Source organism: Pseudomonas bohemica, from assembly GCF_002934685.1.
In the GTDB taxonomy this organism is placed as follows: domain Bacteria; phylum Pseudomonadota; class Gammaproteobacteria; order Pseudomonadales; family Pseudomonadaceae; genus Aquipseudomonas; species Aquipseudomonas bohemica.
Genome location: NZ_NKHL01000119.1, coordinates 1 through 17,018, shown reverse-complemented (window position 1 = coordinate 17,018; position 17,018 = coordinate 1). Strand labels below are relative to the sequence as shown.

Genomic DNA, 17,018 nt, shown 5'->3' with positions numbered 1-17,018 from the left:
AGCGATGACGCCCTTAAATCGCTGCCGCCGGCAAGCCGGAGCGCTACAGATATGACCCCCGCAATTCTTTGTTATGCCTCTTCCGGTGGAAGATCCAGCAATCGCCGAGCCACTTGGGAGGCGGCGCGTACCAATGCGTCGGTAATGCCCGGCTCCGACGCCGCATGGCCTGCGTCGCGAATCACCTGCAATTCGCTGTTCGGCCAGTTCTGGTGTAGTTCCCAGGCGTTGTCCAGCGGGCAGATCACGTCGTAACGGCCATGCACGATGATCCCCGGCAGATGCGCGATCCTGGGCATGTCGCGGATCAGTTGGTTTTCTTCAAGGAAAGCGTTATTGCTGAAGTAGTGGCATTCGATACGGGCGATGGACAGCGCCCGCTGTGGCTCGGAGAAGCGGTCGACCACGAGCGGGTTCGGCCGCAAGGTCGCGGTGCGGCCTTCCCAGGTCGACCAGGCTTTGGCAGCGTGCATCTGGGCGATCTGATCGCTGCCGACCAGGCGTTTGTGGAAGGCGGTCAGTAGATCGCCGCGTTCATCCTGCGGAATCGGTGCCAGATAGTCCTGCCAGTAATCCGGGAACAAACGACTCGCGCCTTCCTGATAGAACCATTTGATCTCCTGCGCACGGCACAGAAAGATGCCGCGCAGGATCAGCGCGTGGACACGATCAGGGTGAGTCTGGGCGTAGGCGAGCGCCAGGGTCGAACCCCACGAGCCGCCGAACAGCACCCATTTATCGATCCCCAGGTGCTTGCGGATGCGCTCCAGGTCTTCGACCAGATGCCAGGTGGTGTTGTTGTCGAGGTTGGCGTGGGGGGTAGAACGGCCGCAACCGCGCTGGTCGAAAGTGATGATGCGGTACAGGTTCGGATCGAAGTAGCGACGGCTCTGCGCATCGCATCCCGCACCCGGCCCGCCGTGGATGAACACCACCGGCAAGCCTTCGGGCGAGCCGCTTTCATCGACATACAGCACATGAGGCTCTTCCACTGCCAGATCGTGCCGGGCATAGGGTTTGATCTGCGGGTACAAAGTCTGCATAGGTGCTCCATAAGTTCAATTCAGGGGCTTCTATCTATCTGCCGTTGGGCATCATAAACCCGAATTGGCAAATGATCATGTTCGCAAGTTTGCGCGCTTGGCTGACGAAATTGGAACGATCAATGCAAGCTTGCCAAAACACCTGACAACCTGAAGCGTCGGCGAACCAGAGCGCTCTACCTGAGTCGAAACCGGGGTCATGCCAGCGGTTATTTATCCATTTGAGACGACATATCCGCTGGCACGCCCTACAGTCAAACAACCCATTCAATCGTCCAACCAACTTGAGGTCGTACCCGATGTCTCCGGAACCCAACGTTCGTGACGCTGAAGTGGCAGCCTTTCGTGAAGCTGTGCTCAACAAACTCGAGTATGCCGTCGGCAAGGATGCCGACCATGCGTTCGACCATGACTGGTTCATGGCAATCGCCCTGGCGACCCGCGACAAAATGGCCGAAAAGTGGATGAACCACACACGCTACATCTATCGGCAAGAAAAGAAGCGCGTGTATTACCTGTCGCTCGAGTTCCTGATCGGACGCCTGATGTTCGACAGCCTGAGCAACCTGGGCATCCTGGAAATCGCCCGTGAAGCACTCAAAGACCTGAAGGTTGATCTGGAGAAGATCCGTACGCTTGAACCCGATGCCGCACTGGGCAATGGTGGCCTCGGCCGTCTGGCGGCGTGCTTCATGGAAAGCATGTCGACCCTGGGCATCGCCGGTCACGGCTATGGCATTCGTTACGAGCACGGTTTGTTTCGCCAGGCCATCGTCGACGGCTGGCAGCAGGAGCAGACCGAGAACTGGCTGGATTTCGGCAACCCGTGGGAGTTCGAGCGCCCGGAAGTGATCTACCAGATCGGCTTTGGCGGCAGCGTTCAGCCAGTACTCGACGTCACTGGCACCCCCGTCCTGGATGCCTCCGGCGAAACCCGTCAGATCTGGACCGCTGGCGAAACGGTGCGGGCGATTGCCTATGACACCCCGGTGGTCGGCTGGCGCGGCAAGGCCGTGAATACCCTGCGTCTGTGGCGTGCCCGGGCGGTAGAGGACCTGCACCTTGAGCGCTTCAACGCCGGTGACCACGTCGGTGCCGTTGCGGAGGTAGTACGGGCTGAAAGTATCTCGCGTGTCCTGTATCCGAACGACAGCACCGAAGCCGGCCAGGAACTGCGTTTGCGGCAGGAATATTTCTTCGTCTCGGCTTCACTGCAAGACTTGCTGCGCCGCCACAAGAACATGGGTTACACCATCAACAGCCTGCCCGAGCACGCTGCTATCCAGATGAACGACACGCACCCCTCGATTGCTGTCGCCGAGCTGATGCGGATCCTCATCGACCTGTACGACGTGGAGTGGGCCGAAGCCTGGCGCATCACGGTCGGCACCCTGGGTTACACCAACCATACGTTGTTGCCCGAGGCGCTGGAAACCTGGTCGGTTGGCCTGATGGAACGCATGTTGCCGCGGCACATGCAGATCATCTACATAATCAACGCCCAGCACATCGACAACGTGCGTCTGGAACACAAGGACGACCCTGATTTGTTCGGCCTGCTGCGCGCCGTGTCGCTGATCGAAGAAGACAACGGCCGTCGCGTGCGCATGGGTAACCTGGCGTTTATCGGATCGCACAGCATCAACGGCGTATCTGCGCTGCATACGCAGCTGATGCGCAAGACCGTGTTCGCACAGTTGCACAAGCTCTATCCGGATCGGATCAACAACAAAACCAACGGCATCACCTTCCGCCGCTGGCTGTTCCAGTCCAACCCGAAGCTGACCTCGATGCTGGTCAAGGAATTGGGCGAGCAAGTGCTCGACAATCATGAAACTGCGCTGCTCAAGCTAGAGCCGCTGGCGGACAATCCTACGTTTCAGAAAGAGTTCGCCGCGCAACGGCTGCAAAGCAAGACCGCGCTGGCGGCCATCGTTCAGGACCGCATGGGCATAACGCTTAACCCGGAAGCGTTGTTCGACGTGCAGGTCAAACGGATTCACGAGTACAAGCGTCAGTTGCTCAATCTGTTCCACACCGTGGCGCTGTATCAGGCCATGCGTGCCGATCCGAGCACCGATTGGGTGCCACGCGTGAAAATCTTCGCGGGCAAGGCGGCGGCCAGTTATCACTCGGCCAAGCTGATCATCAAACTGGCGAACGACATCGCCCGTACGGTGAACAACGACCCTACCCTGCGCGGTGCGTTGAAAGTGGTGTTTATCCCCAACTACAACGTGAGCCTGGCCGAAAGCATCATTCCGGCGGCTGACCTGTCCGAGCAGATTTCCACTGCGGGGCTTGAGGCATCGGGCACCAGCAACATGAAGTTCGGCCTCAATGGCGCGCTGACCATCGGCACGCTGGACGGTGCCAACGTGGAAATGAGCGAGCAGGTCGGGCTTGAGCACATGTTCATCTTCGGCATGACCTCGCAGGAAGTCGAAGCGCGCAAACATGCGGGCGAGTTCAATGCGCACAACGATATCGCCGCATCGCCGAGGTTGAACGATGTGCTGCAGGCGATCCGTGGCGGGGTGTTCTCGCCGGATGATCCGTATCGCTATGCCGGGTTGATCGAACAGTTGATCAACTACGACCGCTTCTTCGTCTGCGCGGATTTCGAATCGTATTGGGCGGCTCAGGCGCGCGTGGAGAAAAGCTGGCACGACAGCAAGGAATGGTGGCGCTCGGCAGTGCTCAACACCGCGCGCATGGGCTGGTTCTCCTCGGACCGGACCATTCGCGAGTACGCAAACGAGATCTGGCACGCGTTGGATTGAAGTCGCGACACTGCCGTTGCTTTACCTGTAGGAGGGCGCCTGGCCGCGATAAACGCTGACGCGGTATACCTGAAAAAACCGCGTTATCGTTCATCAAGGGCAAGCGCGCTCCTACAGGCGTTGTTGAATATTCGATGCAGTTCTCGCCCTCGACACAAATTGTTTCCTCTTTTCCAACGCCCGATATACTCCTGGCCATCGCCGTTTTAACGGCAGAAAAGGGATGTCGTCGCGTGCAGTGGATTCTTTTGCTGGCAGGCCTTTTCATCGGCGCGGTGCTGGACGAGTCGCTGATGGGCGGGGCCGTGGGTGCGGTGGTCGGGCTGGCGCTCGGGCTGAGCTTTCGCCTTTCTTCCGTGGCTCGCGAAGCGGCTGCGCAGAAAGCCGAACTCGCCAGGACCCGCCTGGACCTGCAAGCCATTCAACAACGCCTGAATCAGCTGGGCTCCGCCGCTGTGCAACTGCCGGATGCGCCCGCACCTGTGCCTCTGGATATCGAGCCGGTCGCCGACGCGGGCCCTGAGCTGGTCTGGGATCTGCCGGACCTTGAATCCGCCTCTGCCGAAATCGTCACCGACTCCGAATGGCGTGGCCATTCTGACGCGCCACAACCGGATCGCCCTGCCGCGCCCAGCGAGCCGAACGTGTTCGACGGCGCCCTGCTGCGCGCCAGGGAATGGTTGCTCGGCGGCAACACGGTGCTGCGCATCGGTGTGGTGCTGCTGTTTCTCGGACTGGCATTTCTGCTGAGATACGCCACCGAAGGCATGGTGGTGCCCCTCGAAGCGCGTTACGCCGGGGTCGCGGCAGCAGCACTGGCCCTGCTGGGGCTGGGCTGGTGGTTGCGCCATCGCAATGAATCATTCGCCCTGTTGCTGCAAGGCACGGGCGTGGCGGTGCTGTACCTGACGGTCTTTGCCGCGATGAAGGTCCACACCCTGCTGGTACCGGGCATGGCACTTGGTCTGCTGATCGCAGTCACGGTGTTCTCGGCCATCCTCGCCTTGACCCAGAACTCGCTGGCCCTGGCCTGCGCGGCTGCGCTGGGCGGTTTCGCGGCGCCCTTGCTCACGTCCACCGGGGACGGCAGCCACGTCGCGCTGTTCAGCTATTTCGCCTTGCTCAACGCCGGCATCTTTGCCATCGCCTGGTTCCGGGCCTGGCGCCCACTGAACCTGATCGGCTTCGTCGGCACCTTCGGCATTGGCTGCGCCTGGGGCTTGAAGTCATACACACCGGAGTTGTTCTGGAGCACCGAACCGTTCCTGATTCTGTTCTTCCTGATGTATCTGGCCATCGGCCTGCTGTTCGCCCGGCGCAAGTTGCAGGAGCATGCCAGCGGTCCCGAAAACGACAGCCGCGAAGCGATGCTGCGCTGGTCGGCCAAGCAGAGTCATTACGTCGATGGCAGCCTGCTGTTCGGCACGCCGATCGCCGGGTTCGGCCTGCAATATGCAATCGTCCAACACATCGAATTCGGTGCGGCATTCAGCGCATTGGTGTTGGGCCTCCTTTATATGGGCATCGCTCGAATCCTCGCCGGCCACGCACCGGCTGGTACAAGGAATCGTGCGTTGCTGCTGGTGGAAACCTGCCTGTCATTGGGCGTGGTGTTCGCGACGCTGGCGATTCCTCTGGGCCTGAGCGCGCAGTGGACCACGGTAGCCTGGGCGGTCGAGGGCGCGGCTGTGTTCTGGCTCGGCATGCGCCAAAACCGCTTGCTGGCGCGGTTCTTCGGGCTGTTGTTGCAGCTCGGCGCAGGCGTCGCGTTTCTCGGTATTGTCGGCCGCTGGTATGCGCCAGGCGTCGATCATGGCGACTTCTGGACGCCGTTGATCATCGCACTCGCAGGCTGGGTCAGTGCCTTCACGGTCGAGCGCATCGGCACCCTGCGTCTGGCCTTCAGCGAACGAGTGTTGCAGCCATCGCTGTTGATCTGGGGTGCGCTTTGGTGGTCGGTGGCGCTCTGCGTCGGCACGCATTACGTGCCCAACGCCCGGGAAGTATCGACACTGTTGCTGCTGGGCGCCGTCAGCGTGGGCCTGTGGACCATCGCAGCGCTGCGCCTGAAATGGTCGGGCCTTGCTCAGTTGTGCAGCCTGTTGACCCCGGCCGGTTTCGTTTTGCTGGGCCTGATGTCGTTCATGCCTTATTACAACACGGCCGCCGATTGGGGCTGGCTGGGCTGGCTCGCGGTGTTCGCGGTTCATCTGCTGTCACTCAAACAGCTCGATAGCGTGCTGCACCCTCGCCTGCGCACCGCCGCTCATGTGCTCGGTTGCTGGCTGATCGTCGGCGTGCTCTCGCTGGAATTGCGTTACGGCCTGCTGGTCTTGTCCGAGTCCTACAACGCTTGGCGCTGGCTGGGCTGGGCGTTGCTGCCGAGCCTGTACCTGCTGGCGATGACCGCGCCGCGCCACTGGCCATGGCCGATCGGCGCGTATCCTCGCCAATACCGGGTCTGGGCGGCCGCGCCACTGGCGGTGCTGATGCTGGTGTGGTTCTGGTTGGCCAATGGGTTCAGCGAAGGTGCGGCCGATCCGCTGCCCTACATTCCCCTGATCAACCCGCTGGAACTGGGTCTGCTGATCACTTTGGCCGGCATTTCAAGCTGGACCCGTCAACAGTTGCCGCAACTGGGCGTCACCCCCGACCACGCTCGCAAAACGTCGCTGGTGATCGCTGGCGCCTCGATATTCGCGCTGGTAACAGCGATGGTCATGCGCAGCGCTCATCACTGGGCAGGCGTGGCCTGGCATACCGATGCGCTGGTCGAGTCAATGCGCGTGCAGGCCGGTCTGTCCATCGTCTGGACACTGATGGCCCTGACCCTGATGATCGGCGGCCACCTGCGCGCACGCCGTGATGCGTGGATCGTCGGTGCGGTGCTGATCGGCATCGTGGTCGCCAAGCTGTTCTTCGTGGAATTGAGCAATCGTGGCGGTCTGGAACGCATCGTCTCGTTTATCGGCGTTGGCATTCTGCTGCTCGTAGTGGGATATTTCGCACCATTGCCGCCGAAAAATCCTACCCGCAACCCGTCATCACCTGACGTTGCGCCTACGGATTCGGCATTGCCATGAGAATCAGGAGTCAGTTGTTGAGCCGTCAGTTCATCGTCAAGGCCGCCGTTTTCGGATCGATGCTGTGCGCAGCGCTGTTCAGTCAGGCCGAGGATCTGCCAGACGATTTCGCCACCCATATGCCGCTCCATGTCGATGGCGAAGGGCCGTGGTATCGCCTCGAACTGCCATTGGCCCTGCAGCTCAATGCCCGCCAAAGCAACCTCAATGACATTCGCGTGTTCAACGCCGATGGCCAGGCCCAGCCCTATGCCCTGACCCTCGGCCAGCCGCAGCGCGCGGAAGATGAAACATCGGTCGCGGTGAAGTGGTTTGCGCTCTACAACAGCGACGATGCCAAGGATGCCGAGCCAAAAATCCGCGTCGAACGCACGCCTAATGGCACACTGGTCGAGGTTCAGCCGCAAGGTGAAATCGAGGCCGGCGAAGAAATCCTGCGCGGCTGGCTGCTGGACACCAGCACTATCAACGCGCCGCTCGACCAGCTGATTCTCGACTGGAGCACCGAGCGCGAAGGCTTCCAGCGTTTCAGCATCGAAGCCAGCGACGATCTGCAGCACTGGAAACGTTGGGGCGAGGGTCAGGTGGCGCGGCTATCGTTTGCCGACGAACTGGTCGAACAGCGCGTCGTGACCTTACCGGGCCGCAGCGCTCGCTACTTGCGTCTGCTGTGGAGCGCGCCGCAATCGGCCCCGACGCTGACGTCTGCGCAACTGGTCAGTACCCGTCCGGGCGTGCTGCCGTTGAGCTGGTCACCGAGCATCGCAGGTTCCGTCGAGAAACCTGGCGTATATGTCTGGCAGCTGCCGGTAGCCTTGCCGCTGGAGCGCATGAAGATCGATATCACTCAACCCAACAGCCTCGCTCCCGCCACGCTTTACGGTCGGCACGACAGTAATGCGCCGTGGCAGGTCATCGACAGCGGCCTGCTCTATCGTCTGACGCAAAATGGTCAGGACGTAGTGCAGGATGAGATGGAACTGCCCGGCAATATCGTGCAGCAGTTGAAGCTGGAAGTGGATGACCGCGGCGGTGGCTTGGGCAAGGACGCGCCGAAACTCAGCTTCGCCGTGCGCGCCACGCAACTGGTGTTTCTGGGACGCGGCGCACCACCTTACAGCCTGGCCATCGGCAACGCGACCATCAAAGGTGCGAATCTGCCGCTGAACACGCTGGTGCCGGGCGTGACGCCGGAGAAACTGGCGACGCTGGGCAACGCGGAACTGACGACCGCCTCGGTGACCGTGCCTGCGCCTGCCGCCCCGGTGGCGTCCGAGCCGGACTGGAAACGCGTCGGCTTGTGGGGCGTGCTGGTGCTGGGGGTTATTTTTCTGGGGTGGATGGCGGTTGGCACGTTGCGCGCATCGAATGACAAGCGTTAGCGCTGAACCGATCCTGCAACCAAAAAACGCGGAAGATCCACCTCAACGTGTCACGCTCGAACGTTGACGCTCATGTAGCTCGTGAACTCAATCACTACAGCGTCGGTCTGACAGGCAGTAATAAGTCCTTACACGCGTTAAACTGTGCGCGTTTTTTATTCCCCACCTTCGGAGCTCTCCATGTCCCGCGTTACCCTGAGTCGCTATCTGATTGAGCAGACCCGCAGCAATAACACTCCTGCCGATCTGCGCTTCCTTATCGAAGTGGTGGCGCGTGCGTGCAAGGAAATCAGCCACGCGGTATCCAAAGGCGCCCTGGGCGGCGTGCTCGGCAGCATGGGTACCGAGAACGTTCAAGGTGAAGTGCAGAAGAAGCTGGACGTGATGTCCAACGAAATCCTGCTCGAAGCCAACGAATGGGGCGGTCACCTGGCAGGCATGGCGTCCGAGGAAATGGACAACGCCTACCAGATTCCAGGCAAATACCCCAAAGGCGCGTACCTGCTGGTGTTCGATCCGCTGGACGGCTCGTCCAACATCGACATCAATGCCCCGGTCGGCACGATTTTCTCGGTACTGCGTTGCCCTAACGAATACCTGAGCCAGAACGAAGCCCTGAACGAAAAGGCCTTCCTGCAACCGGGCACCCAACAGGTCGCCGCCGGTTATGCCATCTACGGCCCGCAGACCATGCTGGTCCTGACCCTGGGCGATGGCGTCAAAGGCTTCACCCTGGACCGCGAAATGGGCAGCTTTGTGCTGAGCCACGAAGACATTCAGATCCCGGAGTCCACCCAGGAGTTCGCGATCAACATGTCCAACCAACGTCATTGGGAAGCGCCGGTCAAGCGCTACGTCGAGGAGCTGCTGGCTGGTGAAGAAGGCCCGCTGAACAAGAACTACAACATGCGCTGGGTGGCGGCGATGGTTGCCGATGTGCACCGCATCCTGACCCGTGGTGGTCTGTTCATGTACCCGCGCGACGCCCGTGAGCCTTCCAAGCCAGGCAAGCTGCGCCTGATGTACGAAGCCAACCCAATGTCCTTCCTGGTTGAACAGGCAGGCGGCGCGGCCACCGACGGTCACCAACGCATCCTCGACATCCAGCCTGACGGCCTGCACCAGCGCGTGGCGGTTTATCTGGGCTCCAAAGAAGAAGTCGACCGCGTCACCTCGTACCACAAGGCGTAAAAATGAGCGCGTCTCGGCTGTCTGTGCAGGATGGGGCGCGCTTTCGAACACATCCCACGATGTGGCTTGTGACGCATCAGGCTGCTAGCTCGCGATAGGCTTTCGATTCTGGCCGCGGGCCACTCCCGCGCCCTGCGGGCGGAATCAAGAGCAGATCGGCGCGGGTCAGCGCCCAAAGGAACCAGACCCCTGCTTTGCTCTTCTAATCTCTCGGCAACAAGCCAACGTCCTATCGCTGCGACGTTGCCCCTCTCGATTCAGGAGCTTCACCCATGTCTTTGCGCTCTCTCGCGTTGTTATCGTTTTGCGTGCTGCTTGCCGCGTGCAGCAAGGTCACTCTGGAAAATTACTCGAAACTCTCGGCGGGCATGTCCAAAGCCCAGGTCGAACAACTGCTCGGCACGCCGACGCAATGCTCCGGCGCGCTGGGGATGTCGAGTTGCACCTGGGGCGATCAGAAAGCGTTCATCAGCGTTCAGTACGCGGCGGATAAAGTCGTGCTGTATTCGAATCAGGGGCTCAAATGAACGTGAGTCACTTGATGCGCCTTGCAACGATTGCGCTGGCAACACTCTGGCTCAGCGCCTGCGCGGTGAAACCGGAAGCAGACTCCATGGCCCCCAGAACCGAGGATCATGTCGACCTGAAACGCTATCAAGGCACCTGGTACGAGCTGGCACGGATGCCGATGTTCTTCCAGCGTAATTGCGCGCAATCCGAAGCCCATTACAAGCTCGACGATGACGGCAATATTGCGGTGACAAATCGCTGCCGCACCATGGAGGGCAAATGGGAAGAAGCGACTGGCACTGCCTCGCCACAAGTGGAGGGCAAGACCGACAAGCTGTGGGTGGTGTTCGACAACTGGTTCTCGCGGCTGCTGCCGGGTGCCGCCAAGGGGAATTACTGGGTGCTGTACGTCAGCGACGATTACAAGCTGGCGCTGGTCGGCAACCCGAATCGCAAGTATCTGTGGCTGCTGTCGCGCACGGCTCACGTGTCCGATTCGATGCGCAACGAGTTGCTGATGAACGCGCAGCAGCAGGGGTACGACACCACCAGACTGATCTGGCGGATCGAGGATTCGAAGATTGCGAAGGTGGTGGATTGATTTTCGGCTGCGAACACGGGCCTCTTTAGCGACACGGCGTGCCGGCGGTGGCGTCGTTGAAATCGCTACCGTTGGCAAGCCGGACTGGTACAGGGGATTGCATTTAAATCCAGATTCGCGCTGTCAGGCAGCCTTACCCCAACAACGCCCGCAGCACCTGTACAAACGCGCGGCTGCTTTCTTCTTCATCGGCATGCCGGCCATTGCGAATGACCCAACGGCCGTTGACCATCACCTCACGCACCTGACGATCGCCTCCGGCAAACAGCCAGCGGTTGAGGATCGCGTCGCCCGAGGCGGTGGCCAGATACGGGTCGTTGCCGTCCAGCACCAGCCAGTCCGCGCGTTTGCCGACCCCCAGCGCACCGATCGGCTGGCCCAGTGCCTGAGCACCACCGAGCAACGCTGCGTCATACAGCGTGCGGCCAACCATCGGCTGATCGGCACGGTAAAGCCGATTGCGCCGCTGATCGCGCAAGCGCTGCCCGTACTCCAGCCAGCGCAGCTCCTCGACCACGCTCAGCGAGACATGACTGTCGGAGCCAATCCCCCAACGGCCGCTCTGGGCGATGTAGTCCACCGCTGGGAAAATCCCGTCGCCCAGGTTCGCTTCAGTGGTCAGGCACAAACCCGCCACCGCACCGCTCCTGGCCATTGCTGTCACCTCATCGGCTTCGGCATGAGTCGCGTGCACCAGACACCAGCGTTCATCGACCTCTACGTTTTCATACAGCCATTGCAGCGGGCGACGTGCGCTCCAGTTCAGGCAGTCGTCGACTTCCTTCTGCTGTTCGGCGATGTGGATGTGGATCGGGCACTGCTTGTCGCCGGTCGCCAGCACCTCACTGATCTGCTGCGGCGTAACGGCGCGCAACGAGTGAAAACAAAGCCCCAGCGCCTGCGCCGGTTGTGCGTGGATGATCGGCTTGAGGCGTGATTGCAGATCCAGATAGCTTTCGGTGCTGTTGATGAATCGGCGCTGCCCTTCGTTGGGCGCCAGGCCGCCGAAACCCGAATGGGTGTACAGCACCGGCAGCAGCGTCATGCCGATCCCGACCGAGCTGGCCGCCTGGCTGACCTGCAATGCCAGCTCAGCGGGGTTGGCGTAGCGTTTGCCAGCAGTGTCTTGATGGACGTAATGAAATTCCGCCACCGAGGTAAAACCACCCTTGAGCATTTCGATGTACAGCTGACGTGCGATGACGCCCAGTTGCTGCGGGCTGATCTGGCCGACCAGGCGATACATCAAGTCACGCCAGGTCCAGAAGCTGTCATTCGGATTGCCCGCCACTTCCGCCAACCCCGCCATCGCCCGCTGAAACGCGTGGGAGTGCAGATTTGGCATGCCGGGAATGACCGGACCGCTTATCAGTTCGGCGCCCTGACGGTCGGCCTCGGCCTGGACGTTGGTCAGAAAACCATCGACGCTGACTTCAAAACGTACGTTATTGGCCCAGCCAGCGGGCAATAACGCTCGTTCGGCAAAGAAAACGGACATTGCTTCGCACCCCTCGCGTGAAATTGTCTATACATATACAGACGTTTGCCTGCCCGGTAAACTCCGGCAAGCTTGTCGGCGCTCGCGTTAATGGTTAGCGTGGGCGCTGTTCGTAGCTTGTTCATTCATTGATCGATCATGCCTGACAAGGATTTTTCTGTGCCGACTCCGCCTGCCAATTCTCCGCTGGCCGCCCAGATGGGTGACAGTCCGGCGCCGCTGTACGCCCGGGTGAAGCAAATGATCACCCAGCAGATCCAGAACGGAACCTGGCCGCCGCATCACCGCGTGCCGTCCGAAAGCGAGCTGGTGACCCAACTCGGTTTCAGCCGCATGACCATCAACCGCGCACTGCGCGAGATGACCGCCGAAGGCATGCTCGTGCGCATGCAGGGCGTCGGTACTTTCGTCGCCGAGCCCAAGACCCAATCGGCACTGTTCGAAGTGCACAACATCGCCGATGAAATCGCCTCCCGCGGCCACACCCACACCTGCCAGGTGATCATCCTCTGCGAAGAGGCTGCCGGCTCCGAGCGCGCGCTGGCGCTGGACATGCGTGAAGGTCAGCGAGTGTTCCATTCGCTGATCGTGCATTTCGAGAACGATATTCCCGTGCAAATCGAGGACCGCTTCGTCAATGCGCTGGTCGCCCCGGAATATCTGCAGCAGGACTTCACCAAACAAACCCCCTACGCCTATCTCAATCAGGTCGCGCCGCTGACCGAGGGCGAGCACGTGGTCGAGGCGATTCTGGCCGACCCCGACGAGTGCAAGCTGCTGCAGATCGAAAAGGGCGAGCCGTGCCTGCTGGTGCGCCGTCGTACCTGGTCGGGCCGCCAACCGGTGACCGCAGCGCGCCTGATTCACCCTGGCTCACGCCATCGTCTGGAAGGACGCTTCAGCAAATGACTCAACTGACAGTTCTGCGTGCGGCCGATTATCCGCGCATGCCCTGGAAAAACGGAGGTGGCAGCACTGAGGAAATCACCCGCGACACCGGCAAGGGTCTGGACGGTTTCGGCTGGCGCCTGTCGATTGCAGACATTGGTGAGTCGGGCGGTTTTTCGGTATTCGCCGGTTACCTGCGCATCATCACGGTGCTGCAAGGCGCTGGAATGACGCTGAATGTCGACGGCAAGGACAGCGAACCGCTGCTGCCGTCCGATCCATTTGCTTTCAGCGGTGACAGCCAGGTGTCCTGCACATTGCTGGACGGGCCGATCCGCGACTTCAATCTGATCTACGCCCCGACCCGCTATCGGGCGCGTCTGCAATGGATCGACGTGCTACAGCCGCAGCGGTTTTTCAGCTCGGCCAATGTGTTCGTGGTGTTCAGCGTTGCCGAGCAGATCGCGGCCAACGTGGGTGAACATCCGCCGCAATTGCTGGAACGGCACGATTGTCTACAACTGGACAATGCCGAAGGGGCGTTGCTGGAAGTGGTGTTGTATGCGCCGAGTGCGAGCCGGGTGTGTGTGATTGAACTGACTGCGGTCCAGGCACACTGACCGCCGTTATAGGCGCGCTTGCCCGCGATTGCCCTCTGTCGGCCAACGCAGGCTTATTTGGCGCATTGCCATCGCAGGCCAGCGTGCTCCTACAGGAGATAGTCCCCGGCCTGTGTTAATTTCCGCTTTTTGCACTGACACAAGGACGCGAATGACACTGCTCAATCCCGACAAACAAACTCCGCGCGCACTCGCCGTTCTCGCGAGTTTCCTCGCCTCGGAATCCGCAGGCGGGATCGTTCTTATGGGCGCTGCGCTGGCGGCGATCATCGTCGCCAACTCGCCCATGGCCGCGTTTTACTTCGCCGCGCTGCACAGTGTCTGGGGCGGGTTGTCGGTTGAGTTGTGGATCAACGATGGCCTGATGGCGATCTTCTTTCTGATGGTCGGCCTGGAAATCAAACGCGAAGTGCTCGCCGGCGGGCTTGCCACTTGGGGGCAGCGCGCGCTGCCCGGTTTTGCAGCTGCGGGCGGGATGCTGGTGCCGGCGCTGATCTATGTCGGCATCAACTCAGGCAACGCCGAAACCCTTAGCGGCTGGGCGATCCCGGCGGCAACCGATATCGCCTTTGCCCTGGGCGTGCTGTCGTTGCTGGGCAAGCGCGTCCCGACTTCGCTGAAGGTCTTTCTCGCTGCCCTGGCGATTCTCGACGATCTGGGCGCTGTGACCATCATTGCGCTGTTTTACAGCACCGGCCTCAATCTGCCCATGCTCGGCGCTTCGTTCGCAACACTGGCAGTGCTGGTCATCATCAACCGCATGGGCGTTCAGCGCCTGTTGCCGTATCTGCTGCTGGGCCTGCTGCTGTGGTTCTTCGTGTTGCAGTCCGGCGTGCATGCAACGCTGGCCGGTGTGGCGTTGGCGCTGTGCATCCCGCTGGGCACGCGTCAGGAAGAAGCTCGCTCGCCGCTGTTGTTGCTCGAAGAGAAGATGCATTACTGGGTCGCGTTCGCCGTGGTCCCGGTATTCGGCTTTGCCAACGCAGGAGTTTCGTTGGCAGGTATCACCCCCGGCAATCTGGTGGACCCCGTGCCGCTGGGTGTCGCGTTGGGGCTATTCGTCGGCAAGCAGATTGGCGTGTTTCTGGCTGCGGCGCTGGCGATTCGGGCTGGCTTGGCGACGTTGCCCGAAGGCAGTAACTGGGTGCAGATGTATGGCGTCGCGCTGCTCTGCGGCATCGGTTTCACCATGAGCCTGTTCATCGGCAACCTGGCGTTTCCCGGCGCGCCGCATCTGATCGATGAAGTGAAAGTGGGAGTGTTGCTGGGATCGATCGTGTCAGCGGTGGTCGGGATTCTGATCTTGCGCAGTCGATTGAGCAGAAGCTGATCGGACATACGCTCCAAGGCTTGTCGCGTTCGTTCGATGGGCGCTTAATGGCCGGCATAACAACAAAAGTTCGAGAACCGGAGGCGTCAATGCTGGCCGTGAACTCCAGAGCCCATGTCGACTGCGTCAGCCGCGTGGTGCGTAATGCCGATCGTCACACCCAAGCGCCTGTCCCGCCGCTGATCCTTGATTCCTGGCGCCGCTCCATGGCTCAGCATCATCTTGACCCTGGCTCGTTGCAGGGGCCGCGCATCCTGTCCCACACCCTGCTCAAAGAATGCCGCGAACGCTCGGAGCTGTTCATGCGCGTGGCGAGCGAGGAAGTCACCCAGCTCCACTCTCGCGTGCGCCATGCCGACTACTGCGTGATGCTCACCGACGCGCTGGGGCAGACCATCGATTACCGGGTCGACGTCAACATCCGAAGCGATTGCCGCAAAGCGGGCCTGCATCTGGGCACTTGCTGGTCGGAGTCGGAGGAAGGCACCTGCGGCGTTGCCACCGTGCTGACCAGTCATTCACCCGTGACCGTACACAAGCGCGATCACTTTCGGGCGGCCTTCATCGGCCTGACCTGCTCGGCAGCGCCGATTTTCGACCCGCAAGGCCAGTTGCTCGGCGTCATGGATGCCTCGGCGCTGCAATCCCCCGATGATCGGCGCAGTCAGGCGCTGGTGCAGCAGATGGTGTTGCAGAGCGCGCGAGCCATCGAGAACGCGTTTTTTATGCACAGCGCCCAAGGCCACTGGATTCTGCGCGCCCACAGCACGCCAGGGTATGTCGACAGTCAGCCCGACATGTTGCTGGCGTGGGACAACGACGGTCGGTTGCAGGCGCTTAACAGCAAAGCCCGACAGGCGCTACGTCTGCGACTGGGGCATCTGCCGGAGTACATAGGTCAGGTGTTCGATCTGGATGCCTTGCACGGGCTCGGTGACGATACATCCCAACAGCTGCAGTGGCGTGGCGAATCCTGCACGTTGCAGGCCCGCCTGAGCGCGCCGCGCCAGCGTCCTCGTCGCGCACAGGTCGCTGCGCGGATTGCCGACAGCGCGAAAATCGATCCCCGCATCGAAGAGAATCTGCGTTTGGCGGTGAGAATCAAGGATCGCGATCTGCCGATTCTGATCCAGGGTGAGACCGGTGTGGGCAAAGAAGTTTTCGCGCGCCAACTGCACGAACATAGCGCTCGGCGCGGCAGGCCGTTCGTCGTGCTGAGCTGCGCGGCGATTCCCGCGAGTCAGATCGAGAGCGAGTTGTTTGGTGATCTCCCAGATCCACGCACCGGGGTGTCTGAAACAGGCACGAAGGGGCTGCTGGTACAGGCGGACGGTGGCACCTTGTTTGTCGACGAAATCGGCGACATGCCGCTGGGTCTACAAGCCCGCTTGCTGCGGGTGATGGCCAAAGGTGAAGTGGTTTCGCTGGGGGAATCGGCTCGACACAAGGTGGATATTCAGCTGGTGTGCGCGACCCAACGCGATCTGGCGGCGATGGTCGCTGGGGACGCATTTCGTGAGGACCTGTATTGGCTCCTGGGGTGCGCGCGGTTCCAATTGCCGCCATTGCGCGACCGAGCCGACAAACTCGCACTGCTCAATCAAGTTCTGGCGGAACACGCGCACAACAGCGGCGGCGCTCTCGGTATTAGTGCACAGGCGCTGGAACGGATGCTTGGTTACCCGTGGCCGGGCAACATCCGGCAGCTTCGCCATGTGTTGCGCTACGCCTGCGCAGCGTGCGAAGGCGCGACCCTTCAAGTGGGTGATCTACCGTTGGAAATCCGGGGCAATCAGCCGACGGCGGAGTTCGCAGACCAGGCCGTCAGCCCACAGCGGCAGTTGCTTCTGGACGCGCTGATCCGTCATCGCTGGAAACCTGGGGACGCCGCACGCTCGCTGGGAATCTCCCGCGCGACGTTGTATCGACGGGTGAACGAGCATGGGATTGAAATGCCGGGGAAACGGCGCAGTTCGTGAGTACTCCCTGGATTCACATCTGATACAAACCTGTGAAACAGCTGTTTTGGCCCTGGCAACCGCGGTCCAAAGGCAAACGTAGTCGCAACGCGGCTTGCTGGCGGTGACGG

Annotated in this window: 12 protein-coding genes; 10 read left to right on the top strand and 2 right to left on the bottom strand. The window is 61.1% G+C overall.

Annotated features, from left to right (window positions below):
- Positions 1 to 71 precede the first annotated feature (71 nt).
- A complete protein-coding gene (pip, locus tag CE491_RS24395) occupies positions 72 to 1,043 on the bottom strand; it encodes a prolyl aminopeptidase (protein WP_110950899.1) in 972 nt (323 codons plus the stop codon).
- A gap of 299 nt (positions 1,044 to 1,342) precedes the next feature.
- On the opposite strand from pip, the gene CE491_RS24390 reads away from it, so the two are divergent.
- From CE491_RS24390 to CE491_RS24365, 6 genes are all read left to right on the top strand, one after another.
- Positions 1,343 to 3,826 carry a glycogen/starch/alpha-glucan phosphorylase gene (locus CE491_RS24390; protein ID WP_110950898.1) on the top strand — a complete coding sequence of 828 codons (2,484 nt, stop codon included), beginning with the start codon at positions 1,343 to 1,345 and terminating at the stop codon, positions 3,824 to 3,826.
- A gap of 233 nt (positions 3,827 to 4,059) precedes the next feature.
- A complete protein-coding gene (locus tag CE491_RS24385; RefSeq protein WP_234407670.1) occupies positions 4,060 to 6,909 on the top strand; it encodes a DUF2339 domain-containing protein in 2,850 nt (949 codons plus the stop codon).
- The gene (locus tag CE491_RS24380; RefSeq protein WP_110950897.1) at positions 6,906 to 8,291 is read left to right on the top strand and encodes a DUF3999 domain-containing protein; all 1,386 of its coding nucleotides are present in this window, start codon (positions 6,906 to 6,908) and stop codon (positions 8,289 to 8,291) included. Before CE491_RS24385 ends, CE491_RS24380 begins: the two co-directional genes overlap by 4 nt.
- Before the next feature lie 180 nt (positions 8,292 to 8,471).
- Positions 8,472 to 9,482, top strand: a complete 1,011-nt coding sequence (locus CE491_RS24375) for a class 1 fructose-bisphosphatase (RefSeq protein ID WP_110950896.1) — start codon at positions 8,472 to 8,474, stop codon at positions 9,480 to 9,482.
- 272 nt (positions 9,483 to 9,754) lie between these two features.
- A complete protein-coding gene (gene bamE, locus CE491_RS24370; protein WP_110950895.1) occupies positions 9,755 to 10,009 on the top strand; it encodes an outer membrane protein assembly factor BamE domain-containing protein in 255 nt (84 codons plus the stop codon).
- An 86-nt stretch (positions 10,010 to 10,095) separates the two neighbouring features.
- On the top strand, positions 10,096 to 10,593 hold the full coding sequence (locus CE491_RS24365; RefSeq protein WP_234407675.1) for a lipocalin family protein: 498 nt from the start codon (positions 10,096 to 10,098) through the stop codon (positions 10,591 to 10,593).
- A gap of 133 nt (positions 10,594 to 10,726) precedes the next feature.
- On the opposite strand, the gene CE491_RS24360 is transcribed toward CE491_RS24365, so the two are convergent.
- Positions 10,727 to 12,091 (bottom strand): formimidoylglutamate deiminase, encoded by a 1,365-nt coding sequence (locus CE491_RS24360; RefSeq protein ID WP_110950894.1) that lies wholly within the window; start codon positions 12,089 to 12,091, stop codon positions 10,727 to 10,729.
- A gap of 138 nt (positions 12,092 to 12,229) precedes the next feature.
- Between CE491_RS24360 and hutC the strand changes: the two genes are divergently transcribed.
- The 4 genes from hutC (at position 12,230) to CE491_RS24340 (ending at position 16,908) form a co-directional block, all read left to right on the top strand.
- The gene (hutC, locus tag CE491_RS24355) at positions 12,230 to 13,000 is read left to right on the top strand and encodes a histidine utilization repressor (RefSeq protein WP_199885243.1); all 771 of its coding nucleotides are present in this window, start codon (positions 12,230 to 12,232) and stop codon (positions 12,998 to 13,000) included.
- Positions 12,997 to 13,599 carry a HutD/Ves family protein gene (locus CE491_RS24350; RefSeq protein WP_110950893.1) on the top strand — a complete coding sequence of 201 codons (603 nt, stop codon included), beginning with the start codon at positions 12,997 to 12,999 and terminating at the stop codon, positions 13,597 to 13,599. The genes hutC and CE491_RS24350 overlap by 4 nt, the downstream gene beginning before the upstream one ends.
- A gap of 151 nt (positions 13,600 to 13,750) precedes the next feature.
- The gene (gene nhaA, locus CE491_RS24345) at positions 13,751 to 14,929 is read left to right on the top strand and encodes a Na+/H+ antiporter NhaA (protein WP_110950892.1); all 1,179 of its coding nucleotides are present in this window, start codon (positions 13,751 to 13,753) and stop codon (positions 14,927 to 14,929) included.
- A gap of 89 nt (positions 14,930 to 15,018) precedes the next feature.
- Entirely contained in the window at positions 15,019 to 16,908 is a 1,890-nt protein-coding gene (locus CE491_RS24340; protein ID WP_110950891.1) for a sigma-54-dependent Fis family transcriptional regulator, read from the top strand.
- The last annotated feature ends 110 nt before the right edge of the window (positions 16,909 to 17,018 follow it).